Origin of the sequence: Bacillus sp. 1021, assembly GCF_014534735.1 — a bacterium.
GTDB classification, from domain to species: Bacteria; Bacillota; Bacilli; order Bacillales; family Bacillaceae; genus Bacillus; species Bacillus siamensis.
Genome location: NZ_JACVSR010000008.1, coordinates 38,760 through 54,932, shown reverse-complemented (window position 1 = coordinate 54,932; position 16,173 = coordinate 38,760). Strand labels below are relative to the sequence as shown.

The 16,173-nt window shown below is 44.1% G+C and carries 19 protein-coding genes; 18 read left to right on the top strand and 1 reads right to left on the bottom strand.

Translation table 11 applies throughout. The annotated features are described in order from the left end of the window. Window positions 1–171: 171 nt before the first annotated feature. From ICW23_RS18525 to rsmI, 13 genes are all read left to right on the top strand, one after another. A complete protein-coding gene (locus ICW23_RS18525) occupies window positions 172–366 on the top strand; it encodes a sigma factor G inhibitor Gin (protein WP_007409914.1) in 195 nt (64 codons plus the stop codon). 151 nt (window positions 367–517) lie between these two features. Next, complete coding sequence (locus ICW23_RS18520) at window positions 518–1,132, top strand: 5-bromo-4-chloroindolyl phosphate hydrolysis family protein (RefSeq protein WP_016936508.1); 615 nt, start codon at window positions 518–520, stop codon at window positions 1,130–1,132. A gap of 15 nt (window positions 1,133–1,147) precedes the next feature. Next, window positions 1,148–2,266 carry a toxic anion resistance protein gene (locus ICW23_RS18515; protein ID WP_188154910.1) on the top strand — a complete coding sequence of 373 codons (1,119 nt, stop codon included), beginning with the start codon at window positions 1,148–1,150 and terminating at the stop codon, window positions 2,264–2,266. 78 nt (window positions 2,267–2,344) lie between these two features. Then, entirely contained in the window at window positions 2,345–3,778 is a 1,434-nt protein-coding gene (locus ICW23_RS18510; protein WP_188154909.1) for an aminotransferase class I/II-fold pyridoxal phosphate-dependent enzyme, read from the top strand. Beyond that, window positions 3,775–4,413 (top strand): dTMP kinase, encoded by a 639-nt coding sequence (gene tmk, locus ICW23_RS18505; protein ID WP_016936511.1) that lies wholly within the window; start codon window positions 3,775–3,777, stop codon window positions 4,411–4,413. Before ICW23_RS18510 ends, tmk begins: the two co-directional genes overlap by 4 nt. Window positions 4,414–4,483: 70 nt before the next feature. Further along, window positions 4,484–4,813, top strand: a complete 330-nt coding sequence (gene darA / locus ICW23_RS18500) for a cyclic di-AMP receptor DarA (RefSeq protein WP_004264734.1) — start codon at window positions 4,484–4,486, stop codon at window positions 4,811–4,813. 12 nt (window positions 4,814–4,825) lie between these two features. After that, on the top strand, window positions 4,826–5,266 hold the full coding sequence (locus tag ICW23_RS18495) for a YaaR family protein (RefSeq protein WP_016936512.1): 441 nt from the start codon (window positions 4,826–4,828) through the stop codon (window positions 5,264–5,266). An 11-nt stretch (window positions 5,267–5,277) separates the two neighbouring features. Then, a complete protein-coding gene (gene holB / locus ICW23_RS18490) occupies window positions 5,278–6,267 on the top strand; it encodes a DNA polymerase III subunit delta' (protein WP_016936513.1) in 990 nt (329 codons plus the stop codon). A 2-nt stretch (window positions 6,268–6,269) separates the two neighbouring features. Continuing rightward, on the top strand, window positions 6,270–7,097 hold the full coding sequence (ricT, locus tag ICW23_RS18485) for a competence/sporulation regulator complex protein RicT (RefSeq protein ID WP_004264723.1): 828 nt from the start codon (window positions 6,270–6,272) through the stop codon (window positions 7,095–7,097). A gap of 14 nt (window positions 7,098–7,111) precedes the next feature. Continuing rightward, complete coding sequence (yabA, locus tag ICW23_RS18480; RefSeq protein WP_016936514.1) at window positions 7,112–7,471, top strand: replication initiation-control protein YabA; 360 nt, start codon at window positions 7,112–7,114, stop codon at window positions 7,469–7,471. A gap of 60 nt (window positions 7,472–7,531) precedes the next feature. Then, window positions 7,532–8,275 carry a tRNA1(Val) (adenine(37)-N6)-methyltransferase gene (locus ICW23_RS18475; RefSeq protein ID WP_049627760.1) on the top strand — a complete coding sequence of 248 codons (744 nt, stop codon included), beginning with the start codon at window positions 7,532–7,534 and terminating at the stop codon, window positions 8,273–8,275. After that, on the top strand, window positions 8,262–8,561 hold the full coding sequence (locus ICW23_RS18470) for a GIY-YIG nuclease family protein (protein WP_188154908.1): 300 nt from the start codon (window positions 8,262–8,264) through the stop codon (window positions 8,559–8,561). The genes ICW23_RS18475 and ICW23_RS18470 overlap by 14 nt, the downstream gene beginning before the upstream one ends. Further along, window positions 8,536–9,417 carry a 16S rRNA (cytidine(1402)-2'-O)-methyltransferase gene (gene rsmI, locus ICW23_RS18465; protein WP_095242189.1) on the top strand — a complete coding sequence of 294 codons (882 nt, stop codon included), beginning with the start codon at window positions 8,536–8,538 and terminating at the stop codon, window positions 9,415–9,417. The genes ICW23_RS18470 and rsmI overlap by 26 nt, the downstream gene beginning before the upstream one ends. 49 nt (window positions 9,418–9,466) lie before the next feature. Here the strand turns inward: rsmI and abrB are convergent, their stop codons facing one another. Beyond that, window positions 9,467–9,757, bottom strand: a complete 291-nt coding sequence (abrB, locus tag ICW23_RS18460) for a transition state genes transcriptional regulator AbrB (RefSeq protein ID WP_169510469.1) — start codon at window positions 9,755–9,757, stop codon at window positions 9,467–9,469. 483 nt (window positions 9,758–10,240) lie between these two features. On the opposite strand from abrB, the gene metG reads away from it, so the two are divergent. The 5 genes from metG to rsmA all read left to right on the top strand — a co-directional run bounded on the left by metG (window position 10,241) and on the right by rsmA (window position 16,104). Beyond that, entirely contained in the window at window positions 10,241–12,232 is a 1,992-nt protein-coding gene (gene metG, locus ICW23_RS18455) for a methionine--tRNA ligase (RefSeq protein WP_188154907.1), read from the top strand. Between the two features lie 75 nt (window positions 12,233–12,307). After that, entirely contained in the window at window positions 12,308–13,075 is a 768-nt protein-coding gene (locus tag ICW23_RS18450; protein ID WP_016936519.1) for a TatD family hydrolase, read from the top strand. 134 nt (window positions 13,076–13,209) lie between these two features. After that, window positions 13,210–14,535, top strand: a complete 1,326-nt coding sequence (locus ICW23_RS18445) for a G5 and 3D domain-containing protein (protein ID WP_095242191.1) — start codon at window positions 13,210–13,212, stop codon at window positions 14,533–14,535. Window positions 14,536–14,669: 134 nt separating this feature from the next. Then, window positions 14,670–15,233 (top strand): ribonuclease M5, encoded by a 564-nt coding sequence (gene rnmV / locus ICW23_RS18440; protein WP_013350755.1) that lies wholly within the window; start codon window positions 14,670–14,672, stop codon window positions 15,231–15,233. Further along, window positions 15,223–16,104, top strand: a complete 882-nt coding sequence (gene rsmA / locus ICW23_RS18435; RefSeq protein WP_016936521.1) for a 16S rRNA (adenine(1518)-N(6)/adenine(1519)-N(6))-dimethyltransferase RsmA — start codon at window positions 15,223–15,225, stop codon at window positions 16,102–16,104. Before rnmV ends, rsmA begins: the two co-directional genes overlap by 11 nt. Window positions 16,105–16,173: the final 69 nt, after the last annotated feature.

Sequence of the window (16,173 nt, the reverse complement as noted above, 5' to 3'; positions counted from 1 at the left end):
CATAACGGTAAAGGCAGCTCATCATGAGCTGCCTTTTTTGTTTTGAATAAAAACAATACAAACACCGAAATACGGCAACGCCCATATACTAATTGCAAACTTCAAAAAGGTCCAAATTGTGTATACAATCAATGGCTTCAGGGAAGGCTATTCATACGGAGGTGGGCACAAATGAATGAAACGTCCAGCCATGAAGAAACATGTATTGTGTGTGAAACTAAAAAAAGCAGGGGTATTCATATTTATACGAAATTTATATGTTTAGAGTGTGAGAAGAAAGTAGTTTCAACTCCAACCTCTGATCCGAATTATGAATTTTTCGTTCGTAAACTGAAAAGCCTTCATACACCGACATTATATTCTTAACCCTGAAAAGGGTCTTTTTTTTGCTTTAAAATAAGGGAGTAGTTTTTTCACTTTTTATAAAAGAACTGATACGATAAGAAGAGGAACTTGTTTAGAAATGGAATGTAATAGATAATACTGATAAAAGTGAATAAATAGGAGTCGATCTAATATGAAACCGTTTATTCAATATATGAAATGGATGCTTTGCGGCAGCGCGGTTTTTGTATTAGCGGGAACAGCCGCTTTTACGATAGGGCATCAGCCTTTTCTGTATTCGCTTTTATACGGAGCAGCAGGCGGAACTGCCGTCAGTATGGCCGGACTGTGGAATGCGAAGCGCCTCTTTTTAAAAAAACACCGGCTGACAAGAAAAGAATATACTTATATCAAGGAAAATCTTGAGGAAGCAAGAAATAAAATCGTTCGATTACGCAGGGCGCTTTTTCGCTCTAAAAGTATACAAATGCTGAAGCAGAATGCAGAGATACTGCGGATAACCCGGCGGATATATCTGCTCACAAAGCAGGAGCCGAAGCGTTTTTATCAGGCGGAGCGTTTCTATTATCAAACGCTTGATTCTGTTGTGGAGCTGACTGAAAAGTATGCTCTGCTCTCATCACAGCCGCGAAAAAATAAAGATTTATCAATGTCCTTGAGTCAGACAAGGATGACTCTTGCGGAGCTTGCCAGGCGGCTGGAAGAGGATCTTCATGAACTGATGAAGGAAGACATCGATGATCTGCATTTTGAATTAGATATGGCAAAGCAGTCACTGAGAAAGTAAGAAAGGGGGAAGGAAATGGCCAAAGACCGTTCCGATGATATCACGGGCGCTCAAAATGATCAGGCTGATCTAAAGCTTGCAGATACGCTGCCGGAAGAAAAAAGAGAAGCGGCACTTCAGCTCGCTGAAAAACTGGATCCCGGGAACATGCAAAGCATTGTTCTATTTGGTTCACAGGCGCAGGCGAATCTTCTTGAATTTTCCCATACGATGATAGAGCATGTGCAAAGAAAAGATGCAGGAGAGATGGGACAGATACTGTCTGATTTGATGAGAAAGCTTGACCAGGTAAACCCCGATGATCTGCAGATGAAAAACAAAGGATTCTTTGCCCGTTTGTTCAAAAGGGTATCCGGCTCTGTACAAGAAGTGCTTTCGAAATATCAAAAGACCAGTGTGCAGATTGACCGTATCAGCAGAAGGCTCGAACTTTCTAAAAATGGGCTGTTGAGTGATAATAAAAGGTTAGATCAGCTGTATGCCCAAAATAAACGATACTTTTCTGACTTAAATATGTATATAGCAGCGGGTGAATTAAAGTTAGATGAGCTGAAAACAAAGCTGATTCCCGAAGCGGTAAGAAAAGCTGAATTAGGGGAACACAATCAAATGGCCGCTCAGGAAGTTAATGACCTTCGCCAGTTTGCCGGCCGTCTGGATAAGAGAGTGCATGATCTGCTGCTGAGCAGGCAGATTACGCTTCAGAGTGCGCCGCAAATCCGTCTGATTCAAAACACGAATCAGGCACTGGCAGAGAAAATTCAGTCCTCCATTGTTACGGCTATTCCTTTATGGAAGAATCAAGTCGCCATCGCCCTGACACTAATGAAGCAGCAGAGTGCGGCAGATGCGCAGCAGAAGGCGGCGGATACGACGAATCAATTGCTCCTGAAAAATGCGGAGCTTTTGAAAACAAGTACAGTCGAGACCGCCAAAGCCAATGAGCGCGGACTTGTTGAGGCAGATACCTTAAAAAAAGTGCAGGAAAGTTTAGTCACCACACTGGAAGAAATCATGTCTATTCAAGAAGAAGGCAGGATGAAGCGCAGGCGGGCCGAGGAGGAGCTCATGATCATGGAAGGCGATTTGAAAAAGAAACTGCTTAATATGAAGTCCGGCCGGGAGAATGGCTAGTTGGCAAAAAGTCTTAGCTTTAAGTTGGCTCACAGGCACGATATAATAAGAAAGACAGGCAAAGGATTTGTTTAAAATATGGACACACCTTTATATACAGCGCTGCTGAAGCATGCGCACCGAAATACGTATTCTTTTCATGTTCCGGGACATCACAATGGAGATGTCTTTTTTGATGAAGCCAGATCAGTATATCAATCTCTTTTATCTATTGATATGACTGAGATCACAGGGCTTGATGACTTACATCACCCGACGGGAGTCATCAAGGAAGCACAGGATTTGCTGAGCAGACTTTACGGTTCTCAGGAAAGCTTCTTTCTCGTCAATGGAACGACTGCCGGCAATCTGGCGATGATTTTAGCTGTTTGTGAACCGGGCGAACCCATTCTGATCCAGCGTAATTGTCACAAGTCTGTTTTCCATGCGGTGGCAATGGCCGGAGCCAATCCGGTGTATTTAGCGCCGGAAATTGACAAAAACATGCATGTTCCGGCCCATGTACCCCTTCCGGTCATTGAAAAAGCGTTAGCGTCATATCCGAATGCGAAAGGCCTTGTTCTGACTAATCCGACTTACTACGGGCATGCTGCCGATTTGACCGCGGCAGTTAACAAAGCCCATTCATACGGCGTTCCTGTACTGGTGGATGAGGCTCATGGCGCTCACTTTGTGTTAGGTGAACCGTTCCCGCCATCATCATTAGATATGGGAGCGGATGCCGTTGTTCAATCGGCTCACAAAACGCTTCCGGCTATGACGATGGGATCTTACTTTCATTTAAACAGCACCCGTATTGACAGAGATCGATTAACCTATTATTTAAGCAGTTTGCAAAGCAGCAGCCCGTCATATCCGATAATGGCCTCTTTAGATACGGCGCGCGCTTATGTTCAGGATATCGCTGAAAAAGGGACACTCCCCGGTCATATGGCGCATATTGAACAAATCAAACGAATGTTCGCATCAATTTCTTCTATTGAAATGATCGAACCTTCCGGATTTGGGCTCAGGGCGGACCCGTTAAAATTCATTCTTCGGTCAAAGCTCGGACATTCCGGCTATTCATTACAAAGTATGTTGGAGAGTGAAGGCATTGTTGCCGAGCTGGCTGACGAGTACCAAGTATTGCTCGTCCTGCCGATAGGCGGCCGGCGGATGATAGAACAGGAAACCGTTAGAAACATACAGAGGAAACTGGAGAATACACCGCCCGATAAATTGCCGGATACCGTGAATTGGACCTTTCCGTCCATTTCGACACTTGAATATCCGCAAAATGAGATGCGGAAGTTTACAAAAGAGCTTACGGATATAAATAAGGCGGCCGGGCGCTTGCACGCGGGGAATATTATTCCCTATCCCCCGGGAATTCCGCTGATCATGGACGGAGAACGGATAACAGAAGAGATCGTACAAAAGCTTTCCCGTTTAATCGGCATGGACGCGCATATTCAAGGCTTGTTAAACGGGGAACAACTACTTGTTTATACAGAAGAGGAGAAATCATGAGCGGTTTATTTATTACATTTGAAGGTCCTGAAGGCGCAGGGAAAACGACTGTGCTTCAGGAAGTGAAAGAGATTCTGTCGGCAAAGGGGCTTCCGGTAACAGCGACAAGAGAACCGGGCGGCATCGACATTGCGGAACAGATCAGAGAAGTGATCTTAAATAAAAACAATACACTGATGGATGCAAAAACGGAGGCGCTGCTCTACGCCGCTGCGAGAAGACAGCATTTAGCCGAGAAGGTGCAGCCTGCATTGGAAGAAGGACGCATTGTGCTGTGCGATCGTTTTATCGACAGTTCGCTGGCTTATCAAGGCTATGCGAGAGGGCTCGGCATTGATGAAGTGCTTTCTATTAACCAGTTTGCAATCGGCGATACGATGCCTGATGTCACTATCTATTTTTCTATCGATCCGGAAGAAGGGCTGAAACGGATTACGTCGAATGATTCAAGAGAAAAGAATCGTCTTGATCTTGAGGCCCTGCACTTTCACACGAAAGTACGGGAAGGATATCAAAAGGTGATGCAGCGTTTCCCTGAAAGATTTCATACAATCGACGCATCGAAAAAGAAGGAACTCGTCATTCAGGACGTACTTCAGGTGATAAATGAAACATTGAAAAAAATTCAGTTGTGACCTGTTTCTCATAAGTTGATATAATGAATGTAACGACCATGTTCTTTCCAACCTAAAGGGGGCCTATAGAATGAAATTAATAGTGGCAGTGGTGCAGGATCAAGACAGCAACAGACTTTTGAAAGTATTAACCGACCACAACTTCAGGGTGACGAAGCTTGCGACAACAGGCGGATTTCTTAAATCAGGCAATACGACGTTTATGATCGGGGTGGAGGATATCCGTGTCGATAAAGCGCTCAGCCTCATTAAAGAAAATGGCTGTAAACGTGATCAAATGATTGCCCCGGTATCCCCGATGGGCGGGAATGCGGATTCTTACGTTCCTTATCCTGTCGAAGTGGAAGTCGGCGGAGCGACGGTCTTTGTCCTTCCGGTCGATGAATTTCATCAATTTTAAGGATTTGACGACGTGAAAATAAATTCTGACTTACGCACATTTATTGAGAAAAAGCAGCAGCCTGCTTATAAAGCGGCAGAGCTCTCCGGGACGTTTAAAAGTTCAATGGACAGCCAAAGCAGCAAGCTGAAATTTGACCAGCTGAGCAGGTTCTTAACGGATATAGAAACGTTCGGGAAAAGACTGACGAAGTCGAGGAACTTCAAAGACTTAGCGAAATTCAAAGGATTGGTAAAACGTTTTGTGAAAGAGGCCGTTGACAGCGGATTATCGCATGAAACGACGAAAAGCTTTGACCTGTACGGCAGCAGCCGGACCCTGGGGCTTGTGAAAGAAATAGATGAAAAGCTGCTCCAGCTGACGGAAGAGATGTTAGATCAGGAAAAACCGGCAATTGATTTGCTGGATCGAATCGGAGAAATAAAAGGTTTATTGATTAACCTTTACACATAGAGAGTGATACAATGGCAATATCATGGAAGGAAATGACCGGGCAGCAGCCCAGAGTGATGCGTCTTTTGCATAATAGCATTGAAAAGAAAAGGCTTTCTCACGCATATCTGTTTGAAGGCAAAAAAGGTACTGGCAAATTGGATGCCGCACTGCTTCTCGCAAAAAGCTTTTTTTGCCTTGAAGACGGGACTGAGCCTTGCGGGGAGTGCCGGAACTGCAAGCGTATTGATTCCGGAAACCACCCCGACCTGCATGTGGTTCAGCCCGACGGATTATCCATTAAAAAAGCTCAGATCCAATCGCTTCAGGAGGAGTTTTCTAAAACAGGACTGGAATCGCATAAAAAGCTGTACATTATATCCCATGCGGATCAAATGACGACAAATGCGGCAAACAGTCTGCTGAAATTTTTAGAGGAGCCGAGTCAAGACACTATCGCTATTCTGATTACTGAGCAGCTCCACAGAATATTGGATACCATCGTTTCGAGATGCCAGGTTCTTCCGTTTCAGCCGCTTCAGCCGAAAGCAATAGAAGAAAGGCTGGTTGAACAGGAAGTAAGCCCTCACATGGCCAGACTCTTAGCAAATATGACAAATAATATTGCGGAAGCAGTCGAATTAAGTCGAAATGATGAGTTTGCAGAGTCCAGAGCGAAAGTGATAAAATTGTATGAAGTCTTACATCAGCGGAAAGGACATGCCTTTTTCTTCATTCAGGATCAGTGGGTGCCCTTTTTCAAAGAAAAAACCCATCAAGAAATGGGTCTTGATATGCTCTTATTGATATACCGTGATGTATTATCCATCCAAATTGGAAATGAAGATAAACTGATTTATCAAGACTTATTCCAATCAATAAAACAGCATGCGCTGCAATTTACACAAGAAAGCGTTACGAACCAAATTCTCGCTGTTTTAGAAGCAAAAAAACGGCTTCATTCCAATGTGAATACACAGGGATTAATGGAGCACTTGGTGTTAACGTTGCAGGAGGGATAAGCTTGTACAACGTAATAGGCGTCCGCTTTAAAAAAGCGGGGAAAATTTATTATTTTGATCCGAACGGATTTGATATAGAACAGGACAGCTGCGTCATTGTTGAAACTGTAAGAGGTGTCGAATACGGGCAGGTTGTCATCGCAAATAAACAAGTGGACGAGCATGATGTTGTGCTTCCGCTTCGAAAGGTCATTCGCGTTGCTGATGAACGCGATCTTCTCATTGTAGAAGAAAACAAACAAGAGGCCCTGTCCGCCTTTGAAGTCTGTCAGAAAAAAGTAGCTGACCACGGCTTAGATATGAAACTCGTTGATGTTGAGTTTACGTTTGACCGCAATAAAGTCATTTTTTACTTCACGGCTGACGGACGGGTTGATTTCAGGGAATTGGTCAAAGACTTGGCTTCTATCTTTAAAACAAGAATCGAGTTGCGCCAAATCGGTGTGAGGGACGAGGCGAAAATGCTCGGCGGTATCGGCCCGTGCGGGAGAATGCTTTGCTGCTCCACGTTCCTCGGTGATTTTGAACCGGTATCCATCAAAATGGCAAAGGATCAAAATTTATCGTTGAACCCGACGAAAATTTCCGGTCTGTGCGGCCGTTTGATGTGCTGTTTAAAGTACGAAAATGATGAGTATGAGACGGCAAAAGAACAGCTGCCGGATTTAGGCGAAATGATTACGACGGCAAACGGCCCCGCAAAGGTTGTCGGTCTTAATATTCTGGAACGGGTGCTTCAGGTGGAACTGAAGAATCGTGAAAAAGTGATAGAATATACTTGGGAAGAGCTCTTGGAAGAGGGCGTCGTATCCGCACAAACCACAGATTAACGAGGTGTGGAACCTTGGATAAAAAAGAGTTATTTGATACTGTCATAAACCTGGAGGAACAAATCGGTTCGCTGTACCGTCAGCTGGGTGACTTAAAGCAGCATATCGGCGAAATGATTGAAGAGAATCACCATCTTCAGCTTGAAAACAAGCATTTGCGTAAGCGGCTTGATGACACGACAGAGCAAATTGAGCAATTCAAAGCCGATCAGAAAGAAACAAAAACACAGAAGGCAGAGCAAAGTGATATAGGAGAAGGCTACGACAATCTGGCCCGGCTGTATCAAGAAGGCTTTCATATTTGCAACGTCCATTATGGGAGCGTCCGCAAGGGAGATTGCCTTTTTTGTCTGTCCTTCTTAAATAAAAAATGAGGAAAAGGCTTCCGCTGATGTCGGAAGCCTTTTTCAAAGAGTGCCGAAAGGAATAAGATTATGGTTTCATTACGTGATGATGAAAGATTGGATTACTTATTAGCAGAGGACATGAAAATTGTACAGAGCCCGACGGTTTTCGCTTTTTCATTAGATGCCGTGCTGCTGTCAAAGTTTGCATACGTTCCGATTCAAAAGGGAAACATCGTTGATTTATGTACGGGGAATGGAATTGTGCCGCTTTTGCTCAGTACAAGGTCAAAGGCGGATATCACCGGGGTTGAAATTCAGGAGCGTTTGTATGATATGGCGCTCCGAAGCGTGGAATACAACGGGCTGGGCGGTCAGATCAGCCTCATTCATGATGATCTGAAAAATATGCCGGAAAGACTCGGACATAATAAATATGATGTTGTCACCTGCAATCCGCCTTATTTTAAAACACCGAAAGAGGCTGAGCAAAACCTGAACGAACATCTCAGAATCGCAAGGCACGAAATTCTTTGCACGCTTGAAGATGTGATTTCTGTCAGCAGCAAACTGCTGAAGCAAGGCGGGAAAGCGGCTCTCGTTCATCGGCCGGGACGGCTTTTGGAAATCTTTGAATTAATGAAAGCGTACCGAATAGAACCGAAACGGGTTCAGTTTATCTATCCGAAACAAGGAAAAGAAGCGAACACTATTTTGGTTGAAGGAATTAAAGGCGGCCGCCCTGATCTCAAAATACTTCCTCCGCTGTTTGTATATGATGAACAAAATGAATATACGAAAGAGATCCGCACGATTTTATATGGAGACAAATAGTCATTACTTTTATGTACTGCTGTGCAATGACAACAGTCTTTATGCCGGTTATACAAATGATCTGCAAAAACGGCTGAAAACCCATAATGAGGGAAAGGGCGCGAAGTACACAAGGGCGCGGAGGCCGGTTTCGTTATGCCATGCGGAATCATTTGACACAAAACGGGAAGCCATGCAGGCGGAATACCGTTTTAAGCAGCTGACTCGAAAGAAAAAAGAACAATATATAGAAGAAAAACGAAGCAGCAAGGAGGCTGTATATGTTAAGTCGCCAGATGAGTTTTAACGGAAAATCTGAAATGGGAATCCTTTATCTTGTTCCTACACCGATCGGCAACTTGGAAGATATGACCTTTCGCGCAGTGGAGACGCTGAAATCGGTCGATGTCATAGCTGCCGAAGATACGAGACAGACGAAAAAGCTGTGCCACGTCTATGACATAGAAACATCTCTTACCAGTTATCATGAACACAACAAAGAAAGCAGCGGCCATAAAATTATTGAATGGCTGAAAAACGGAAAGAATGTGGCTTTGGTCAGTGACGCCGGTATGCCGACAATTTCCGACCCGGGGGCTGAGATTGTAAGAGATTTTACCCAAATCGGCGGTTATGTCGTACCGCTTCCCGGTGCAAATGCGGCATTAACTGCGCTGACCGCATCAGGCATCACCCCGCAGCCGTTTTTCTTCTACGGATTCTTAAACAGACAGAAGAAAGAAAAGAAGAAAGAACTCGAAATCCTGAAAAAACGCCAGGAAACGATGATTTTTTACGAAGCGCCGCACAGATTAAAAGAAACATTAACCGCCATGCATGACGTTTTAGGAAATCGAAACATCGCCGTCACGAGAGAATTAACGAAAAAGTACGAGGAATTTATCAGAGGAACGGTCGCCGAGGTGCTTGAATGGGCAAATGAAGATCAAATCCGCGGTGAGTTCTGTCTCGTTGTCGAAGGCAATCAAGCCACTGAACCGGATGAAGATGACAAGCCTTGGTGGACGGAGCTTTCTGAGAAAGAGCATGTGGAGCATTACATAAACGAAGGAGCATCTTCCAAACAGGCCATAAAACAAACAGCGGTAGATCGGAACGTTCCGAAACGCGAGATTTATGACGCTTATCACATTCAATCATAAAAAAAACCGTTCTTGTATCGTAACAAGAACGGTTTTTGTATGAAATAACTTATTTTTGGTTTTGAAGCTGATTTTGAATTTCAGAGATGATTTGCTCAGCGCCTTCTTTGCTGAGTACCAATTTGCCGCCGGCAAGTTTAAGGTTATCATCAGAAACTTCACCAGTGACTTGGCAAGTCATGTTTGGTTTATATTTTTTTAGGATGATTTTTTCATCATCAACATAAATTTCAAGAGCGTCTTTTTCTGCGATGCCCAGTGTACGGCGAAGTTCGATAGGGATAACTACGCGTCCAAGTTCATCAACTTTACGTACGATACCAGTAGATTTCATTAACAGTCTCCTCCCGAGAGATAATTATTTTGTAGTTTATATTTTTCTTCGTCATTATTCGACAAAATTCCTTACATTCCTAGCATAACAAGGTTTCCAATAATCGTCAATCTTTTTGTTTACTATTGATTGTAAGAATTAGTTCTTATAGTAAGTAAAGCCTTGGAAATCCTGAAATAACAGGCTTTTTGACTGCTTTTTCGAACCTATTATCCTACTGAAAATCCTTTTAAATCAAGACTTTCGAACCAAGATGTTTTATATTAGTAGATTATATACGACAAATTTCGACATGTTAAGACTTTTTTTAATTTCAATAAAAATTTTTAATTTTATTTACTCTTTTACGCGCAGTACGTATATATCCTTGATCTTAAAGGCTAAGATGGTATCATAGATAGAGGACAAATATCAATATTGTATATCAAATAAAACCGCTCTCGTCCTTTGGGCGTGAGCTTTTCGACATTCTGAATGGGAGGTTGCAACATGCCGCAAGACAATAATACTTTTTATATTACGACCCCGATATATTATCCGAGCGGAAAATTACATATCGGCCATGCTTATACTACCGTGGCCGGCGATGCGATGGCGCGTTACAAAAGATTAAAAGGATTTGACGTACGCTACCTGACAGGAACGGATGAACACGGACAAAAAATCCAGCAGAAAGCGGAGGAAGAGAATATCACACCTCAGGCTTATGTCGATCGTGCCGTGGCTGAGATCCAAAAACTATGGAAGCAGCTCGACATTTCTCACGATGATTTCATCCGGACGACGGAAAGCCGGCATAAAGAAATTATTGAGAAAGTGTTCCAAAAGCTTCTTGATAATGGTGATATCTATCTGGATGAGTATGAGGGCTGGTACAGCATCCCTGATGAAACATTCTATACTGAAACACAGCTGGTGGATGTGGAACGAAATGAAAAGGGTGAGGTTGTCGGCGGAAAAAGCCCGGACAGCGGCCATCCAGTCGAATTAATCAAAGAGGAGTCATACTTCTTCCGCATGAGCAAATATGCAGACCGCCTGCTGAAGTTTTATGAGGACAATCCTTCCTTCATCCAGCCTGAATCACGCAAAAATGAAATGATTAACAATTTCATTAAACCGGGGCTTGAAGATTTGGCCGTTTCCAGAACGACGTTTGACTGGGGCGTAAAAGTGCCGGGAAACCCGAAGCATGTCGTGTATGTATGGATTGACGCATTATTCAACTACATTACGGCGCTCGGTTACGATACGGAAAATGACGAGCTTTACAAAAAGTACTGGCCTGCTGACGTCCACCTTGTCGGTAAAGAAATTGTCCGTTTTCATACCATTTACTGGCCGATTATGCTGATGGCGCTTGATCTCCCGCTCCCTAAGCAAGTATTCGCGCATGGCTGGTTATTGATGAAAGACGGAAAAATGTCGAAATCAAAAGGAAATGTCGTTGATCCGGTAACATTGATTGAACGATACGGCTTGGATGAGCTTCGCTATTACCTGCTTCGCGAAGTGCCGTTTGGTTCAGACGGTGTCTTTACGCCGGAAGGTTTTGTAGAACGGATTAATTATGACTTGGCAAACGACTTAGGAAACCTTCTGAATCGTACAGTCGCTATGATCCAAAAGTATTTTGACGGTGAGATCGGTTCATATGAAGGAAATGTGACTGATTTTGATCAAGAGCTTTCTTCTGTAGCCGGTGAAACGGTTAAAGCATATGAAAAGGCAATGGAAAACATGGAGTTTTCAGTGGCTTTATCAACACTATGGCAATTAATCAGCCGTACGAACAAATATATTGATGAAACTGCTCCGTGGGTGCTGGCAAAAGATCAGGAAAAAGAAAAAGAATTACGTTCTGTCATGTATCATTTAGCTGAATCATTGCGTATTTCGGCCGTACTGCTCCAGCCTTTCTTGACGCAGACGCCTGAAAAAATGTTTGCCCAGCTCGGAGTTGAGGATCAGTCTCTTAAAGCTTGGGACAGCATCCAGACATTCGGCCAATTAAAGAACGCGAAAGTGAAAAAAGGGGAGCCGCTTTTCCCTCGTCTTGAAGCTGAAGAGGAAGTAGCTTACATCAAGCAAAAAATGCAAGGGACTGCTCCTGTGAAAGAAGAAAAAACAGATGAGCCGCAAGAAGCAGAGCGTCTTCCGGAAATTACGTTTGATCAATTTATGGATACAGAACTTCGCGTCGCAGAAGTCTTGTCCGCAGAACCGGTAAAAAAAGCGGACCGTCTGCTGAAGCTGCAAATTGATCTGGGCTTTGAACAGCGCCAAGTCGTATCAGGTATCGCGAAGTATTACACACCGGATCAGCTTGTGGGAATGAAGATCATTTGTGTAACGAATCTAAAACCGGTAAAACTGAGAGGCGAGCTTTCTCAAGGGATGATACTGGCAGGAGAATCTGACGGCGTCCTTAAGGTTGTAGCTGTCGACCAGTCATTACCGAAAGGCACCAGAATTAAATAATAGATGCAAAAGGTGTTTCACGTGTAACATTTCGTCGAACACCTTTTGTTTTTCAACAAGAAAGGAGTTTTTATGATGCTTTTTGATACACATGCACACTTAAACGCCGAGCAATTCGACACAGACTTAGAAGAAGTCATTGCGCGTGCAAAGGCTGAAAAAGTTGAACGAATCGTCGTTGTCGGATTCGACAAACCTACCATAACGCGTGCAATGGAGCTGATTGAGGAATATGACTTTATATACGCTGCGATCGGCTGGCATCCGGTAGACGCAATTGACATGACAGAGGAAGATTTATCATGGATTAAGGAACTGTCTGCTCATGAAAAAGTCGTGGCAATCGGAGAAATGGGCCTTGACTATCACTGGGACAAATCACCGAAGGATATCCAAAAAGAGGTATTCCGGAAACAAATCGCGCTTGCCAAAGAAGTGAACCTTCCAATTATCATCCACAACCGTGATGCGACTGAGGATGTTGTCACGATTTTGAAAGAAGAGGGAGCGGAAGAAGTCGGCGGCATTATGCACTGCTTTACGGGCAGCGCGGAGGTTGCGCGGCAGTGTATGGATATGAATTTCTATATCTCATTCGGAGGACCGGTTACCTTCAAAAATGCGAAGAAACCAAAAGAAGTGGCAAAGGAAATTCCGAATGACCGTTTGCTGATCGAAACTGACTGTCCTTTCCTGACACCCCATCCTTTCCGCGGCAAACGAAATGAGCCAAGCTACGTGAAATATGTTGCTGAACAGCTCGCGGAATTAAAAGGACTGACGTATGAAGAAATTGCTTCGATAACAACCGAAAACGCAAAAAGACTTTTCCGCATGAACTGACAAAATGCGCTGTCGTAACGTGTAAAGGCTTGTCCGATTCAGTGGATATGTAAAACGGTTCTACAAGCTTCCTTCTTCTCATAAGATAGGTTGTCGATATGTCTCTCTTCCTTTTTTTGCTTTGTTTTTGCATAATGAGGGATACGCTGAAGGTTTTTGATCTTCGAGATGGGAGGGTTGACAGCATTTTAGATACTCTATATAATCTCTCCGAGGAGAAGGAGGCGTTTTTCATCACACAAAAAATGAAAAAACTGTTTTCCGTAAAGCTTGGTAAAAGCAAGGTTATTCTTATTGCAGCTATTATTCTGCTGGGCGGAACCGGGACTGCATACGGGGCACATGAGCTCTCAAAACAATCAGTCTCTGTTTCTATCAACGGCAAGAAAAAGCAAATACGCACTCATGCAAAAACGGTTGGGGAACTTCTGGAAGATTTACATATAGAGACAAGAAATGAAGACCGGATTACCCCGTCTAAGCAGACAGCATTGGCTGAGAACATGAATGTCGTATATGATGCTGCAAAGCAGATCCGTGTGACAAGAGGCGGAGAAGAAAAGACTTTATGGTCAACGGCAAAAACAGTCGGCGCATTTCTGAACGAACAGCATACACCTGTGAATCAGCACGATAAAATAGATCCAGCAGCAGATACGAAAGTGACAAACGGCATGAAAGTCACGGTCGACCCGGCTTTTCAGGTCACTGTAAATGATGCGGGAAAGAAAAAGAAAATATGGACGACTTCGACTACGGTCGCTGACTTTTTAACGCAGCATAAGATGGACATGAAAGACGAAGATCAAGTAAAACCGGCATTACACGAAAAGCTCACAAAAGATCAGGCCGGCATACAAATCACTCGTATCGAAAAAGTCACCGATGTAGTTGAGGAAAAAATAGCGTATCGAGTGAAAGAAAAAGAGGATGCGTCTCTCGACAACGGGAAAGAAAAGATCGTTCAAAAAGGAAAAGAAGGCAAGCTTAAAAAGCATTTTCATGTTGTCAAAGAAAATGGAAAAGAAGTATCAAGAAAGCTTGTCAAAGAAGAAACATCTGAAAAAAGCAAAGATCAGATCATTGCGGTCGGCACAAAGCGGCACAGTCCCAAGATTGAGCAGCTCAGTGCACCGGTGAAGGCATCTTCGGGTGAAACCGGATCTTCCGGTAAAGTGATTACCGTGTCTTCCACGGCATATACCGCAAGCTGCAGCGGCTGTTCCGGCCATACGGCTACAGGCGTTAACCTGACAAGCAATCCGAATGCCAAGGTCATTGCGGTAGACCCAAGCGTCATTCCGCTCGGCACAAGAGTCCACGTAGACGGATACGGGGATGCTGTGGCCGCAGATACGGGCTCAGCCATTAAAGGAAGACGGATTGATGTCTTTTTCCCTGAAAAATCTTCGGCATACCGCTGGGGAAAGAAACAGGTCAAAATAAAAATTTTAAATTAATTCCGATTCATTCAGAGGGTTTTGCGCCCTCTGTTTTTTTCGTTATAATAGGTAAAGTGTATTTTCAGTATATTAGACGTGACATGTAAACAAAGGTTTCGTTTTGGATATAAAAAGTTTTTTTGGAGGAAGTAATGAAAATTAAAGAAATTATTGTAGTCGAGGGACGCGATGACACTGCGCGCATTAAACTTGCCGTTGATGCGGATACGATTGAGACGAACGGTTCGGCAATCGGAGATGAAGTCATCAGGCAGATTCGGCTGGCGCAGGAAACGAGAGGAGTCATCGTGCTGACGGACCCGGATTTTCCGGGGGAAAAGATCCGGAAAACCATTTCCGAAGCAGTACCCGGCTGTAAACACGCATTTCTGCCCAAACATCTTGCCAAACCGAAGAACAAGCGCGGCATCGGCGTTGAGCACGCATCCATTGAAAGCATCAGAGCATGTCTGGAAAATGTGCATGAAGAGATGGAGGCAAAGCCGAGTGAGATTTCGGCTGAAGATTTAATACAAGCCGGTCTGATCGGCGGGCCGGCTGCCAAAAGACGCCGCGAACGATTGGGCGACCTGCTGAAGATCGGCTATACAAACGGCAAACAGCTTCAAAAACGGCTGCAGATGTTTCAAATCAAAAGAAGTGATTTTATTGATGCGCTCGATGCTATGATGCAGGAGGAACAGGATGAACAATAAAGATATCGCGACACCTATCAGAACGAAAGAAATTCTGAAAAAATACGGTTTCTCTTTTAAAAAGAGTCTGGGACAGAATTTCTTAATTGATACAAACATATTGGACAGAATTGTGGACCATGCGGAAATAACGGATCGGACCGGAGTCATTGAAATCGGACCCGGAATCGGCGCGCTGACAGAGCAGCTTGCCAAACGGGCGAAAAAGGTCGTCGCGTTTGAAATTGATCAGCGCCTCCTGCCCATTCTCAATGATACGCTGTCTCCGTATGACAATGTAACGATCATTCATCAGGATGTGCTGAAAGCAGACGTCAAATCCGTCATTGAAGAGCAGTTTCAGGATTGTGATGAAATTATGGTGACGGCGAATCTTCCGTATTATGTAACGACCCCGATCATCATGAAGCTTTTGGAAGAGCATCTTCCCTTAAAAGGAATTGTCGTCATGCTGCAAAAAGAGGTCGCTGAGCGGATGGCGGCTGATCCTTCCTCTAAGGAGTACGGATCGCTTTCCATCGCAGTTCAGTTCTACACGGAGGCCAAAACGGTCATGACCGTACCGAAAACGGTGTTTGTGCCTCAGCCTAATGTCGATTCCGCGGTCATCCGTCTCTTGCTTCGAGACGGCCCGGCGGTTGACGTCGATAATGAACCGTTTTTCTTCCAGCTGATTAAAGCAAGCTTCGCTCAGCGCCGGAAAACCTTGCTGAACAACCTTGTGAACAATCTTCCGGGCGGAAAAGAGAAGAAAGCTCAAATCGAAGAAATTCTCCAAGAAACGAATATTGACGGAAAGCGGCGCGGTGAATCCCTGTCTATAGAAGAATTCGCGCTCCTGTCCAACGGATTGTATAAAGCCCTTTTCTAAGAAGGGCTTTTTGTTTTGCGTCACCACTTGGACTGCCGCTACATAGGCTAGAGAAGAACCTTATTCATT